The sequence below is a fragment of the Candidatus Poriferisocius sp. genome, from assembly GCF_965214065.1.
Classification (GTDB): Bacteria; Actinomycetota; Acidimicrobiia; order Acidimicrobiales; family Bin134; genus Poriferisocius.
In genome coordinates this window covers 615,631-629,534 of the sequence record NZ_CBDCAT010000027.1, presented here as the reverse complement: position 1 = coordinate 629,534, position 13,904 = coordinate 615,631, and the positions used below count along the sequence as shown (strand labels likewise).

The following is a 13,904-nucleotide window of genomic DNA, read 5'->3' as shown; positions in this document are numbered from 1 at the left end:
ATGGCAGTTCGCATCGTGACCGATAGTTCCTGCGATCTCAGCGCCGCCGACATCGAGCGCTACCAGATCACCGTGATCCCCCTCACCATCCGCTTCGGCGACGAGGAGTTCACCGACGGCCAAGGTCTTTCGGCTGAAGGCTTCTATGAGAAAATGGCGGCCAGCGACGATCTGCCGTCCACCGCCGCTCCCGCACCGGGGGCATTCGAAACCGCATTTCGCGAATTGGCCGCCGACGGAGCCGACGCAGTGGTGTGCATCAACCTGTCGTTCGCCCTGTCGGCCACCGGGGAGTCGGCCCAGAATGCGGCCCGATCATTGGAGGGCGAGGTGGACGTCCGGGTGGTGGACTCCGGCAAGGTTTCGGTGGGCCTGGGTCTCATGGTGAAGGCCGCGGCGGCCGCCGCCGAAGCCGGGCACAGCGCGCACGAGATCGAAGCCCAGCTGGCCCAGCTCAAAGATCGGGTTTTCATCTATGCCGTGCTTGACACCCTGGACAATCTCAAGAAGGGCGGGCGCATCGGCACCGCGCAGGCCCTCTTGGGCAGCGCCCTTTCCATCAAACCCTGTCTGGATCTCACCTCGGGCGTCGTGGAGGAGGCGGGCAAGCAGCGAACCCGAGGCAAGGCCCGCACTTGGCTGGCCAAACAGTTGGCCGAAGCCGGTGAGTTGGAACAATTGGCCTTGGCCCACGGTGCGGCCGACGACATCGACGCGTTCACCACCAGCCTGGGCGACGCCCCCGCCCACAACCCCTTGACGGTGACCCTTATCGGACCCGTCGTGGGCACCCACGCTGGACCAGGGGTTATTGCCGCGGCCTTTATTCCCGCCCCCTAAGTACGTCTTGGCCCGTAGAAAACGCCATCGGTAACCTTCGGGCCGTGTCGGAGTTCCTCCGCGACTACCTCCTTGTCGTCTTATTCCTCGTGCTGGCCGGTGCGTTGGTGTTCGGAATGTTGGGGCTCGGCAGCCTGCTGCGTCCCACTCGGTCGCAGCCCCAGAAATACATCACCTACGAGAGCGGCGTCGACCCCGTAGGGCTGGGCTGGTCGCAGAGCAACATCCGGTATTACGTTTTCGCCCTTCTCTTCGTCATGTTTGACGTCGAGGCCGTGTTCATATTCCCCTGGGCCACCCGGTTGGAGGCCTACGGAACGTTCGGTTTGGTCGAAATGGCCATCTTCATCTTCATCCTTGCGCTGGGCTTGGTATACGCCTGGCGAAAGGGCGTTCTTCGGTGGATCTGAGGTAGGCAGTGGGACTGGTCGCTAGCGGGAAAGCTCCAAAACCCCTGACCATGCTGCTCAATCTCGGACGGAAGTACTCCATCTGGATGTACCAGTGGGGCCTGGCCTGCTGCGCCATCGAGATGGGCGCGGTGATCGGCTCCCCCCGCTACGACGTCATGCGCCTCGGCGTTATCCCGTTTCCCGCCAGCCCCCGGCAGGCCGACCTGGTGGTGATCTCGGGCACGGTCACCGACAAGATGGTCCCGTCGATCCTGCGCCTCTACGAGCAGATGCCCGACCCGAAGTACGTCATCTCGATGGGCTCCTGCGCCAATTGCGGAGGCCCGTACTGGGACTCCTACTCGGTGACCAAGGGTGTGGATCAGATCATTCCGGTGGATGTATACGTGCCCGGCTGTCCACCCCGGCCCGAGGCCCTGCTGGAAGGCATCGTGCTGCTTCAGGAGCGCATCGGCAACGAAGACCCGGCCGTGCGGTGGCGAGGTGACCCAATTGTCGTCGACTGAGATCGAGAACGATGCCGCCGAAGCCGGACCGCAGTCCGACGAGAGCCGGGAAGCTTGGGCAGCTCAACTGGCCGACACATTGGGCGACGGATTCGTAGAGCACCACACCATCCCTGACACCGAACTTTGGGTTCGGGTCACCCGCGACTCTTGGATCGATGCGGCCACCGCCGCCCGCGACCTGCTCGGATGCCAGTTCTTCGACTGGCTGTCTGCCATCGACTGGCTCCCCTCCCCCTACGGACGGGACATGGACGCCCAAGAGGACAACCCCCAGCCCAAGGCGGCCGACCCCATGGAACAGGGTCACGCCGGGGGCCAGACCCGATTCCAGATGGTGATGCGCCTCTACTCGATCACCGACCACATGGGCATCACCATCAAGGCCGACCTGCCCAATGACGATCTGAGCATCGACAGCCTGATCCAGGTCTACCCCGGGTCCAACTGGCACGAGCGGGAGGCATGGGAGATGTTCGGGATCCACTTCAACAGCCATCCCGACCTCCGCCACATCTATCTGCCCGGCGAGTTCGAGGGCAATCCCCTCCGCAAGGACTTCCCGCTGCTCGCCCGCCGGGTGAAGCCGTGGCCCGGCATCGTGGACGTGGAGTTGTTCCCGGGTGAGGAAGGCCCATGACCGCCGTCGGCGCCGACCAGCGCCAGCAGATGGCCTACGTCGCCACCCAGGCCGCCGACGCCCGACTCAACGTGGAGATCGAAACTGAGGGCATGACCCTCAACATCGGCCCTCAGCACCCGGCCACTCACGGCACGCTCCGGCTGGTGGCCCGCCTCGACGGCGAGCAGGTGGTGGAGGCCGAGCCCATCATGGGCTATATGCACCGGGGCTACGAGAAGCTGGCCGAGGTGCGCACCTATCCCCAGGTCACCACGCTCATCAACCGCATCGACTGGCTGGGGAGCTTCGCCAACGAGGTGCCGTTCATCCTGGCCGCCGAAAAGCTCATGGAAGTCGAGGCCCCCCCTCGGGCCCAATGGATCCGCACCGTGTTGTTCGAGCTGAGCCGGATCGCCAACATCACCCTGTTCTTGGGCGACATGGCCGTGCAGCTCGGCGCCCTCACTCCGGTGTTCATGGCCTTCCGCGACCGCGAGTTCGTGCTGAACCAGATCGAGGCGGTCACCGGCGGGCGCTTCCATCCCAACTTCGATCGCATCGGCGGAGTCAAAGACGACTTCCCCAAGGGCTGGATCGAAGACACCAAGCAGGCCATGGAGAAGATCCGGGACTTCTGCGACGAGTTCGAGGAACTGGTGCTGGGCAACGAGATCTTTCAGTCCCGCTCTCGGGGCATCGGCATCGTGCCCCCGGCCGTTGGTCTTTCATACGGGCTGTCGGGCGCCAATATCCGGGCCAGCGGGGTGGACTGGGATCTGCGCCGCGACGGCGATGAGGCCCTGGTGTACGACCAGCTCGACTGGAGGGTGTGGACCCACCCCGACGGCGACTCCTTCGCCCGCTACTGGGTTCGGCTCCAAGAGACCCGCGAGGCCACCCACATGGTGGACCAGCTTCTTGACGGGCTTCCCGCCGGGCCGATCATGGCCAAGGTGCCCCGCATCATCAAGGTGCCCGCGGGCGAGGCCTACGCCGCCACCGAGAACCCGTTGGGCGAGATGGGCTACTACATCGTCAGCAAGGGCGATTTGGTGCCGTTCCGGGTGAAGATCCGCTCGGCCAGCTTCTCCAACATATCCATCACCCCGTGGCTGCTAAAGGGCGTGTACGTGCCCGACATCATCACGATTCTGGCCAGCCTGTACTTCATACTCGGAGACATCGACCGATGACCGCAGGCGCAGTGATGTCCGGCCTGCTGGCCGTCGAGGTGCCCTACTGGGCGACGGCCATCATCAAGATGGGCGTGATCGCCCTGGTCATCCCCACCGCTGCCCTGGTGCTGGGCTACGTGTTCCTGCTGAAGGTGATGAGCTTCATGCAGAGCCGCCTGGGTCCCATGGAAGCCGGTCCCTACGGCACCTTGCAGCTGCTGGCCGACGGGGTGAAATTCTTGCAGAAAGAGGACATCTTCCCGGAAAAGGCCGACCGGACGGTGTTCGCCCTGGCCCCGCTGGTGGTGCTGATCTCCACGTTCTTGATCTATGTGGTCATCCCCACCGGCCCCGACGCCGTGGTGGCCCAGTTGGACGTGGGCATCTTCTACGCCTTGGCGGTGTCGTCGCTGTCAGTGGTGGGCATCTTGATGGCCGGTTGGGCCTCGGCCAACAAATACGCCCTCATGGGCGGTTTGCGGGCCGCGGGCCAGCTCATCGCCTACGAGCTCCCGCTGGTGCTGGCCGTTATGGGTGTGGTCATCCAAGCCGGCACCCTCGACCTGCAAAAGATCGTCACCGCCCAGGCCACCGGGGAGATCTTCGGCTGGGGCGGCATCGGCAACCCGTTCATCCTTACCCAGTTCGTGGGCTTCTTTATCTTCTTGGTGGCGGTGCAGGCCGAGCTCACCCAGCCCCCGTTCGACATGCCAGTGGCCGAATCCGAGATTGTGGGCGGCTACCAGGTGGAGTACACCGGCTTCCGGTTTCTGTTCTTCTTCATGGGCGAGTTCGGCACCGCCTTCGCCTTCGCCGCGCTGGCCGCAGTGATGTTCCTGGGCGGGTGGGCGCTGCCGTGGGGCGACCTCGAGCACTGGGCCTTCAACATCGTCGGGCCGGTCATCTTGCTGGTGAAGGTCATGGCCGTTGCCGCACTGATCTTTTGGTTCCGCTTCACCTATCCGCGGCTGCGAGAGGATCAGCTCCAGCGCTTAGCGTGGAAATTCCTGATTCCGCTGTCGCTGGTCAACATCGTTATCACCGGTATTTTCAAGGTCGTTTTGTAGGAGATCGTTATGGCATTGGTACCAGGATTGATAACGGGACTTAAGGTCACCGCTCGCACCATGTTCCGCACCCTGTTCGGCGACGGCCCCCCGCTGGTCCCCGCCCCCTCCAAGCACTCCCACACCGTGCAATACCCCCACGTTAAGGAGATGCCCGCCGACCGAGCTCGAGGTGTGATCGCCCTTCACGAGGAGAACTGCACCGCCTGCATGCTCTGCGCCCGGGAGTGCCCCGACTGGTGCATTTACATCGAGGGCCACAAATACCTGGCCCCGCCCCGCCGGGAGGGGGGCAAGCCCCGCCAGAAGAACGCGCTCGACCGCTTCGACATCGACTACAGCCTGTGCATGTACTGCGGCATATGCGTGGAGGTGTGTCCGTTCGAAGCTTTGTTCTGGAGCCCCGAGTACGAGTACTCCGAACCCCGCATCGCCGACCTGCTCCACGATAAGGAGCGCCTCAGCGAGTGGATGGACACCGTTCCCGACTTCGAGTCCTATGAGCCCGGTTCCGAGCAGAAGGTGTTGAAGGTTCCTCGGTGATCGCTGAGCACGTTGCCTTCGGGATCATCGCTGCGGTGATGGTGGCCTCCGCCCTGCGGGTGGTGACCACCCGCGACATCGTGCACGCCGCCCTGTATCTGGTGATCGTGCTGGCCGGGGTGGCCGCCCTGTTCCTGCTGGTGGGCGCCGAGTTCACCGGCATCACCCAGGTGCTCATCTACATCGGCGCGGTGATCGTGCTGTTCCTATTCGGCATCATGCTCACCCGGTCCGACTTCAAACAGGATGAGGAGACCGACCACAAGCGCAAGTTCCCCGCGGTGCTTACCGCCCTTTTGCTTTTGGCCGTGATGATCGGTGCGCTGGTGGACCGCTTCGAAGGCGTAAAGCTGGATGCCAACCTGCCCGACGGCCTGACTCCCCAGACCACCGCTCAGGTATCTGACGAGCTGTTCTCCCAGTACATCGTGCCCTTTGAGGCGGTGTCGGTGCTGCTGTTAGCCGCCCTCATCGGCGCCATCGTGATCGCCCGCCGAGAGGAAGGCGGCTGATGCTTCTCAATGAGATGCTCCTTTTGGGCGCGGTGTTGTTCTGCATCGGGGTCTACGGCGTGCTGGCCCGCCGCAACGGCGTGCTGGTCCTCATGTCCATCGAGCTCATCTTGAACGCCGTGAACATCAACCTGGTGGCCTTCGGAGCGTTCCACGACACGGTCATGGGCCAGATCTTCGCCCTGTTCGTGATCACCGTGGCCGCTGCCGAAGTGGGAATCGGGCTGGCCATCGTGCTGCTGCTGTACCGGAACCGGCGATCCATCGACTTGGACCAAGTCGATCTGATGAAGGGGTGACGGGCCAGTGCTGAGTGCAAGCATCACTGCCGCCGAAACCGCCGGCAAGGCCGTAGCCGCTTCGGGCTGGTTCCTGGAGAACGCCTGGCTGATCTGGCTGTTCCCCGCGGTGTCGTTCCTGCTGATCTTGCTATTCGGCAAGCGGTTCCCCCGTGGGGGCTCCGAGATCGGCATTGCCGCGGTGGGAGCCTCCTTCGTGTTCGGCCTGCTCACCGCCATCCAATGGATCAGCGAGGTGGAGGGCGCTGGAGGAGGGGGCGCTGAGGGGGAGCACGCCCTGGGCGCGGGCGGGCTGGCTGCCGCGGCCGAAGGCGAGATCTCCGGCGGGGTGGGGGCGCTCACCCGGTCGATCACCTGGCTCACCAACGGGGCCGAGGCCATCGGCGCGGGCATCATGATCGACGGCCTGGCCGTGATGATGATCTTCGTGGTCACCGTGGTGTCGCTGCTGGTGCACATCTACTCCACCGACTACGTGGCCGGCGATCGCCGCTACACCCACTTCTTCGCCTTCTTGAGCCTGTTCACCGCGTCGATGCTCTTCTTCGTCACCGCCTCCACCACCATCCAGATGCTGGTGGGCTGGGAGCTGGTGGGGGTGTGCTCGTTCGTGCTCATCGGCCACTGGTGGGAGGAGAAGGACAACTCCGATGCCGCCCTCAAGGCCTTCTTCACCAACCGGGTGGGCGACATGGGCATCATCATCGGGGTGTCCATCCTGTTCTTCGGCGCGGGCACTTTTGACGTAATCGGCGTGAACGAGGCCGCCATCAGCGGCACCATGAGCCACACGGTCACGCTGGCCGCCGCTTTGTGCCTCACCGCCGCGGTCATGTCCAAGTCGGGCCAGTTCTTCCTCCACACCTGGCTGCCCGACGCCATGGCCGGGCCCACCCCGGTGTCGGCCCTCATCCACGCCGCCACCATGGTGGTGGCCGGCATCTTCATGGTGGCCCGACTCTACGGGGTGTTCTTCGAGGGCTACTCCATCGGCGGCTCCAGCATCAACCTGTTGGCCCTCATCGGCGGGATGACCACCCTGGTGGGCGCCACCCTGGCCTTCGTCCAGAACGACATTAAGAGGGTGCTGGCCTACTCCACCGTCTCCCAGTTGGGCTACATGGTGCTGGCCCTGGGAGTGGGGGCATGGACCGCGGCCCTGTTCCACCTGTTCACCCACGCCTTCTTCAAGGCCTGCCTGTTCTTGGGGTCGGGCTCGGTCAGCCACGCCGTCCACTCCTTCGACATGAAGGAGGACATGGGCGGGCTGCGCAAGCACATGCCCCACACCTACCGAACGTTCATGATCGGCACGGTGGCGCTGGCCGGACTGCCCATCTTGTCGGGGTTCTGGTCGAAGGACGAGATCTTGGCGGGTACCGGTGGCTGGGGACTGTTCGGGGGAACCGGGGGCAACGGGGCCTACACCGTGATGCTGGCCATGGGCATGATCACCGCCGCCCTCACCGGGGCCTACATGACCCGGGTCGTCTACCTCACGTTCTTCGGGGAGTTCCGGGGCCACGGCACCCCCCATGAGTCCGGCCCTCGCATCACCGTGCCGCTGTGGATCCTGGCCGTGTTGGCCGTTGTCGCCGGATTCATCAACTTCCCGGCCGGCTTCCAGCTCGTTCCCGCCGCCTGGGAAGAGAAGTTCCTCCAATGGGTAGAACCCGTAGGGGTGAGCTACTTCCCAGCCATCAGCCACGCCACACCGTCATGGACGCTGGCCATCGTGTCGGTGATCGTGGCCCTAGTAGGCATCGGAGCCGCTTACCGCTACTACTTCGTCCGAGTGAGGGCGGTTAGCCCGGCAGCCACCGAACTGCCCGACGGGCTAACCACCAAGTCGTCGCTGGCCCGCCTCGGCCACCGGATCCTGGTGAACAAGTACTACCTCGACTGGCTGTACACCACCGTGATCGTCGGCTTCGTAAAGGGGCCATTGGCCCGCGCCGCCTACTGGACCAACCAGAATGTCATCGACCGGGTGGTCAACGAGGCCGGCACGCGCTCGGTGCAGGCCGGCGAAATCGTCTACCACAAGGTGGACCAGCTGGTGGTGGACGGCATCGTCAATGCCACCGGAAAAATCTCCGACAGCTCGGGGGAGGAGCTGCGCCGAATCCAAACCGGCAAGGTGCAGCAGTACGCCGCCATCATGTTCGCCGCCGCCACCATCCTGGCCGGCATTTTCATCATCGTCATCTAGGGAGCACACGTACCAATGGAGTCATTTCTCAACGACTGGGGGCTGAGCATCCCGACGTTCCTGCCGATTATCGGCGCGGCCGTCATGATGCTCATTCCCAAGGATCGAGAGCAGCTCCACAAGCTGATCGCATTGGCGACCACCGTGGCGGTGGCCGTCTTCGGCTTGCTGCTGTTGATCCAGTTCGTCGACAACGACAACTACGGAGCCCTTAACTTCGTGGTCGACAAGGGGTGGATCGATGTGATCGACTCCCGCTACATCTTGGGCGTCGACGGCATCTCGTTGCCGCTGATGCTGATGACCATGCTGATCGTGCCCCTGTGCGTGATCTACTCCTGGAACCACTTCCCCGAGCCGCACAATCCCAAGGCCTTCTTGATGCTCATCCTCATCTTGGAAACCGGGATGATCGGCACCTTCGCCGCCCAAGACCTGATCTTGTTCTTCGTGTTCTTCGAGGTTGTGCTGCTGCCCATGTACTTCATGATCGGGGTGTGGGGCGGCGAGAACCGGCGCTACGCCTCCATCAAGTTCTTCTTGTTCACCCTGTTCGGCTCGGCACTGATGCTGGTGAGTTTCCTAGCCCTGTACTTCCTAGCCGACGCCGGCACCTTCGATATGCGGCTGTTGCCCGAGGCCGCCGCCGGCATCGCCAAGTCATCGCAGCTCTGGGTGTTCGGCGGCATGTTCCTGGGGTTCGGGGTCAAGGTGCCCATGTTCCCGTTCCACACTTGGCTGCCCGATGCCCATACCGAGGCCCCCACCGTGGGCTCGGTGATATTGGCCGCGGTGCTGTTGAAGCTGGGCACTTACGGTTTCGTCCGCATCGCCATTCCCATCCTGCCCGAGGCCGCCGCCGAGTGGGCCCCGTTCATAGGGCTTTTGGCGGTGATCGGGATCATCTACGGGGCTTTGGGCTGTTTGGCCCAGCGCGATCTGAAACGGCTGGTGGCGTTCTCGTCGGTGGCCCACATGGGCTTTGTGATGCTGGGCATCGCCACCCTTACCGACTTCGGCATCAACGCCGCAGTGTTCGGAATGGTGGCCCACGGACTCATCACCGGGATGCTGTTCTTCTTGGCCGGGTCGGTGAAAGAGCGCTACCACACCTTGGACATGACCCGACTGGGAGGGCTGCTGGTACAGGCCCCTCGCATGGGCTGGATCCTCGGATTCTGCGCCATGGCCTCTCTCGGCCTGCCCGGCCTGGCCGGGTTCTGGGGCGAGTTCCCCGCCATCTTGGCCTCTTACAACCCCGCCGAGGTGCTATCCGAAGAGGTTTTCCGGTCGTACATGGTGGTAGCCGCCCTGGGCACGGTGCTGGCGGCCGGCTATCTGCTGTGGATGCTCCAAAAGACCGCTTTCGGCAACCCCCGAGAAGAGTTCGCCAACGACCCCAATGTGCGCGACGCCACCATGTCCGAATACCTGGCCTGGGCCCCGCTGCTCATCCTCATCGTGGTGCTGGGGGTGTATCCCCAGCTGCTGTTCGGAGCCACCGACCCCGCGGTGGTGAACTCGCTCAGCGAATGCCTTGACTCCGTTACCGGCGGCGCTTGCTTCGATTCAGCGGCCGGCAAGTAGGAACGTAGATGCTCTCGTCTTTGCCATCGATCGTCGGCTTCGTCCGACCGGACATCGACTGGCACGCCGTCGCGCCCGAACTCACCCTGTTGGGGGTGGGCGCGGTGGTCACCCTGCTCGACATCGTGCTGTTGGAGCGGGGACGGGCCTACACCTCGGCGCTGGCCGGCATCGGCCTGCTGGTGGCGCTGATACCCATCGTGACCTTGGCCGCGGCAGGCGACACCCGGGAGATGTTCGGCGGGGCCTTTGTGGTGGACGACTTCGCGCTCATCTTGAAGGCCATGTTCATCGTGGTCGCCTACATCGTGGTGCTGTTGTCCACCAACTACATCGCCGAAGGCGACTACTGGGAGAACGAGTACTACGGCTTGCTGCTGGCGTCGGTGATGGGCATGGTGCTGATGGCCTCGGCCCGCGACCTGGTGACCATCTTCGTGGCCCTGGAGCTGCTGTCGATCCCCGCCTACCTGATGGCCGCGTGGCGTAAGGGCGACCCCAGGAGCAACGAGGCCGGACTCAAGTACTACCTGATGGGGGTGTTCGCCTCGGCCATCATGCTCTATGGCATGTCGCTGCTGTTCGGACTGGCCGGCGACACCCGCCTGTCGGAAATCTCTGCGACGGTTACCCAAGAGGGCTCCAACCCGGTGGTGATCTTGGGCATCATCTTCGTGATCGTCGGATTCGCCTTCAAGGTGTCGGGCTTCCCCTTCCACACCTGGGCCCCCGACACCTACGAGGGAGCGCCCACTCCGGTGACCGCTTTTCTGGCCGTGGCCTCCAAAGCTGCCGGTTTCGTGGCTCTCATGCAGCTGGTGTACGTCGGATTCCCCAACGCCCAAGACATCTACCAGCCGCTGTTGTGGATCCTGGCCGTGGGCTCTATGACCGCCGGCAACCTGATCGCTTTGCGCCAGGACAACATCGTGCGGCTCATGGCCTACTCCGGGGTCTCGCAGGCCGGCTTCATGCTGGCTCCCCTGGCGGTGGCCGGTGACATCGGCGAGGAGGCCCTCTCAGCGGTTATCACCTACGTTCTGATCTACGCCGCCATGAACCTGGGCGCCTTCGCGGTGATCATCGCCGTGGCCCGCCGCACCGCCTCCGGGGAGATCCGCTCCTACGCCGGGCTGTTCAAGTACGCCCCGGGTATGACCGTGGTCATGTCGGTCTTCCTGTTCTCCCTGGCGGGGATTCCGCCGCTGGGTGGTTGGTTCGCCAAGTTCGCCGTATTCCGGGCCGTGGTGGAAGCCGACACCGGCTGGGGCTACTCCCTGGCCGCCATCGCTGCGGTCAACTCGGTGATCGCGCTCTTCTACTACGCCAAAGTGGCCCGCATGATGTGGTTCGAGGAAACCCCCGAAGAAGCCGACACCACACCCCTGCGAGTCCCCCCTTCCCTAGTCTCCGCCCTCGCCCTGACCGCGGCGGCCACCCTCCTGTTCGGCATATACCCCGCCGTCATCACCCACTTCACCGACGGCACCCTCATCGCACTGACTCCCTAGGGCCCGCAAATTTCAGGACCAATGTGGTGTGTCGGTGGTGTATGGTTTGTGCATGACCCGGACAAACATCGATCTCGACGACGAAGCCTGCGCTGAGGTCATGCGGCGGTACCAGCTGGGCACCAAGCGGGAAGCCGTTAACCTGGCTCTGAAAATGGTGGCCGGCGACCCGATGACGGTGGAGGAAGCACTTCAGATGCAAGGGACCGGCTGGGACGGCGACCTCGACGAGATGAGGACCTACGAGGTCTGGTGATTCTCGTCGACACCTCGGTGTGGGTCGAGTACCTCCGCAATACGGGGAGCGATTCACACATCCGACTCAGATTGTTGATCACAACCGAGGCCGAACTGGCGATCACCGATGCAGTAAGGCTGGAACTCCTAGCCGGCGCTCGAGATGACATCCACGAACAGAAACTCAGACGTCTCTTGGCCCGCGCGGTGACCCTGCCCACTCATTCCTCACACTACGACTACGCCGCCGCTGTCTATGGGTCCTGTCGCAGGAGGGGTGAGACGATTCGCAAGCTGCTGGACTGCTTGATCGCTGCGGTGGCCATTCACTCCGGGGTTCCGGTTCTTCATGCCGACGGCGACTTCGATGTCATGGCCCAGCACACCGACTTGGAGGTCGTGGCCCTGTCATAGCCTTGCTGCGTGACCACCACAGGAAAGAAGCTCTGTCGTGCCCGAGCTGCCTGATGTGGTGGTCTATCTCGAAGCGCTGGACCGATTTGTGGTGGGGCGGAAATTGCGCAAGATCCGGGTGATCGGGGTCAGCCTGCTGCAAACGTTCGACCCGCCGATCAGTGCGGCCGAGGGCCGTGCTGTAGTTGGCACCCGGCGATTGGGCAAGCGCCTTGTGCTCGAATTGGACGGGCCGGACGAGCTGTACTTGGTTGTCCACCTCATGGTGGCGGGGCGGTTGCGGTGGCGAGACCAGCCAGGCGCCAAGCCGCCAGGAAAGATCGGTCTGGCCGCATTCGACTTCGAACAGGGCACCCTGCTCCTCACCGAGGCCAGCAAGCGCAAGAGGGCATCGCTGTGGCTAGTGAACGGTGGCGATGCCCTGGCCGAGGGTCACGACCGGGGCGGGGTGGAGCCGCTTGAGACCGATGAGGCTGCGTTCCGCGACGCCCTGAACACCCGTAACCGCACTCTCAAGCGAGCCTTGTGCGATCCCACCGTGTTCAGCGGCATCGGTAACGCCTACAGCGACGAGATCTTGTTCCATGCCGGGCTGTCTCCGGTGCAGCGCACCGGACACCTCAGCGACACCGAGATTGCCCGCCTTTACCAGGCGACCCGCTCCACGCTTCTCGATTGGACCGACCGCCACCGTCAAGCGGTAGGCGCCGGCTTCCCCGACAAGGTGACCGCCTTCCACGACGACATGGCCGTTCACGGCAAATACAACCAGCCCTGTCTGGTGTGCGCGGTGCCCGTCCAGCGCATCGTGTACGTCGAAAACGAGGTCAACTATTGCCCCCAGTGCCAGACCGGCGGCCGGGTGCTGGCCGACCGATCCCTGTCCCGCCTCCTCAAAGACGACTGGCCTCGCAGCATTGAAGACCTCGAGGACTGATCGGCAGCTTCCCCCCCAGCGAACTATCTTCCCGATGTCGACGAGGAGGCCACAACATGAGTTCGTTTAGTCGAGAGTCCACCGCCGAAGAGGTCGTTGACGGGCTCGACCTGTCGGGACAGGTCTTCTTGATCACAGGAACGACAAGCGGTTTGGGCGAGGAGTCGGCTCGGGTGCTGGCCAACCGCGGCGCCCAAGTAGCCATGCTGGCCCGCGATCCCCAGAAGAACTTGGAGGCCGCCGAGCGCATCCGCTCATCAGTGCCCGACGCTGATATTTCGACCCACCAGCTCGACCTCTCCGACCTGGCCAGCGTGGCTCGATTTTCGGCCGAAGCCGCCGACGAGTTCGACCGCATCGACGTATTGATGAATAACGCCGGGGTGATGTGCTGTCCGTTCGGCCGCACGACCGACGGCTTTGAGATGCAGTTCGGCACCAACCACCTGGGCCACTTCGCCCTCACCGTCCGGCTATTGCCACTAATACGCCAAGCCGACAAGCCCCGGGTGGTCACGCTCTCTTCGGGGGGGCACCGCATCTCTGACGTTGACCTCGACGACCCCAACTTCGAGCACACCTCTTACGACCCCTGGGTGGCCTATGGCCGGTCTAAGACTGCCAACGTCCACTTCGCCGCCGAACTGGCCCGCCGTTTCGGCGACCAAATGCTGTCGCTGTCGGTCCATCCCGGCGCGATCCCCACCAAGCTGGGCCGTCACATGACCACCGAGATGATCGAGGGCATGAGGGAACGGGCCAAAGCCAGTTCGTCCTCAGGCCAAGGCCTCCAATACAAGACCTTGGAATCTGGCGCCGCCACCCAGGTATGGGCGGCTACCGCTCCCGAACTAGCCGAGAACAACGGCAAGTATCTAGCCGACTGCAACGTGGCCGAGCCCGGAACAGGCGAAATCGGCTACGCCCCCCACATCTACAACCCGGCCACCGAGGCCGCGCTGTGGAAACTGAGCGAGCACCTCGTCGATTTGTCTGTCTAGGTCGGAAGGGGTTTCGGCAAGGTGTGGT

General features: G+C 63.7%; 16 protein-coding genes. All 16 read left to right on the top strand.

Translation table 11 applies throughout. The features are described 5' to 3' along the window. The 16 genes from ACOOGG_RS09395 to ACOOGG_RS09320 are packed head-to-tail and all read left to right on the top strand — an operon-like array spanning position 1 to position 13,876. Positions 1-840 (top strand): DegV family protein, encoded by an 840-nt coding sequence (locus ACOOGG_RS09395; protein ID WP_420434551.1) that lies wholly within the window; start codon positions 1-3, stop codon positions 838-840. Positions 841-884: 44 nt separating this feature from the next. Continuing rightward, positions 885-1,250 (top strand): NADH-quinone oxidoreductase subunit A, encoded by a 366-nt coding sequence (locus tag ACOOGG_RS09390; RefSeq protein ID WP_419845087.1) that lies wholly within the window; start codon positions 885-887, stop codon positions 1,248-1,250. 50 nt (positions 1,251-1,300) lie between these two features. Beyond that, the gene (locus ACOOGG_RS09385; protein WP_420434549.1) at positions 1,301-1,759 is read left to right on the top strand and encodes an NADH-quinone oxidoreductase subunit B; all 459 of its coding nucleotides are present in this window, start codon (positions 1,301-1,303) and stop codon (positions 1,757-1,759) included. Next, entirely contained in the window at positions 1,746-2,399 is a 654-nt protein-coding gene (locus tag ACOOGG_RS09380; protein WP_420434547.1) for an NADH-quinone oxidoreductase subunit C, read from the top strand. Before ACOOGG_RS09385 ends, ACOOGG_RS09380 begins: the two co-directional genes overlap by 14 nt. Before the next feature lie 29 nt (positions 2,400-2,428). Next, positions 2,429-3,574 carry an NADH-quinone oxidoreductase subunit D gene (locus ACOOGG_RS09375; RefSeq protein WP_420435191.1) on the top strand — a complete coding sequence of 382 codons (1,146 nt, stop codon included), beginning with the start codon at positions 2,429-2,431 and terminating at the stop codon, positions 3,572-3,574. Further along, positions 3,571-4,623 carry an NADH-quinone oxidoreductase subunit NuoH gene (nuoH, locus tag ACOOGG_RS09370; RefSeq protein ID WP_420434545.1) on the top strand — a complete coding sequence of 351 codons (1,053 nt, stop codon included), beginning with the start codon at positions 3,571-3,573 and terminating at the stop codon, positions 4,621-4,623. The genes ACOOGG_RS09375 and nuoH overlap by 4 nt, the downstream gene beginning before the upstream one ends. 9 nt (positions 4,624-4,632) lie before the next feature. Continuing rightward, a complete protein-coding gene (locus ACOOGG_RS09365; RefSeq protein WP_420434543.1) occupies positions 4,633-5,166 on the top strand; it encodes a NuoI/complex I 23 kDa subunit family protein in 534 nt (177 codons plus the stop codon). Continuing rightward, positions 5,163-5,678, top strand: a complete 516-nt coding sequence (locus ACOOGG_RS09360; RefSeq protein WP_420434541.1) for an NADH-quinone oxidoreductase subunit J — start codon at positions 5,163-5,165, stop codon at positions 5,676-5,678. The genes ACOOGG_RS09365 and ACOOGG_RS09360 overlap by 4 nt, the downstream gene beginning before the upstream one ends. Then, entirely contained in the window at positions 5,678-5,977 is a 300-nt protein-coding gene (nuoK, locus tag ACOOGG_RS09355; protein ID WP_420434539.1) for an NADH-quinone oxidoreductase subunit NuoK, read from the top strand. Before ACOOGG_RS09360 ends, nuoK begins: the two co-directional genes overlap by 1 nt. Positions 5,978-5,984: 7 nt before the next feature. After that, positions 5,985-8,189: an NADH-quinone oxidoreductase subunit L gene (locus ACOOGG_RS09350; protein ID WP_420434537.1), complete on the top strand. Its 2,205-nt coding sequence runs from the start codon at positions 5,985-5,987 to the stop codon at positions 8,187-8,189. 15 nt (positions 8,190-8,204) lie between these two features. Next, a complete protein-coding gene (locus ACOOGG_RS09345; protein WP_420434535.1) occupies positions 8,205-9,776 on the top strand; it encodes a complex I subunit 4 family protein in 1,572 nt (523 codons plus the stop codon). 8 nt (positions 9,777-9,784) lie between these two features. Further along, entirely contained in the window at positions 9,785-11,287 is a 1,503-nt protein-coding gene (locus ACOOGG_RS09340) for an NADH-quinone oxidoreductase subunit N (protein WP_420434533.1), read from the top strand. 52 nt (positions 11,288-11,339) lie between these two features. Further along, positions 11,340-11,543: a type II toxin-antitoxin system VapB family antitoxin gene (locus ACOOGG_RS09335; RefSeq protein WP_420434531.1), complete on the top strand. Its 204-nt coding sequence runs from the start codon at positions 11,340-11,342 to the stop codon at positions 11,541-11,543. Beyond that, complete coding sequence (gene vapC / locus ACOOGG_RS09330) at positions 11,540-11,938, top strand: type II toxin-antitoxin system VapC family toxin (protein ID WP_420434529.1); 399 nt, start codon at positions 11,540-11,542, stop codon at positions 11,936-11,938. The genes ACOOGG_RS09335 and vapC overlap by 4 nt, the downstream gene beginning before the upstream one ends. Positions 11,939-11,975: 37 nt before the next feature. Further along, positions 11,976-12,875, top strand: coding sequence for an Fpg/Nei family DNA glycosylase (locus ACOOGG_RS09325; protein WP_420434527.1), 900 nt, complete (start codon positions 11,976-11,978; stop codon positions 12,873-12,875). A gap of 56 nt (positions 12,876-12,931) precedes the next feature. Then, positions 12,932-13,876: an SDR family NAD(P)-dependent oxidoreductase gene (locus tag ACOOGG_RS09320; protein ID WP_420434525.1), complete on the top strand. Its 945-nt coding sequence runs from the start codon at positions 12,932-12,934 to the stop codon at positions 13,874-13,876. The last annotated feature ends 28 nt before the right edge of the window (positions 13,877-13,904 follow it).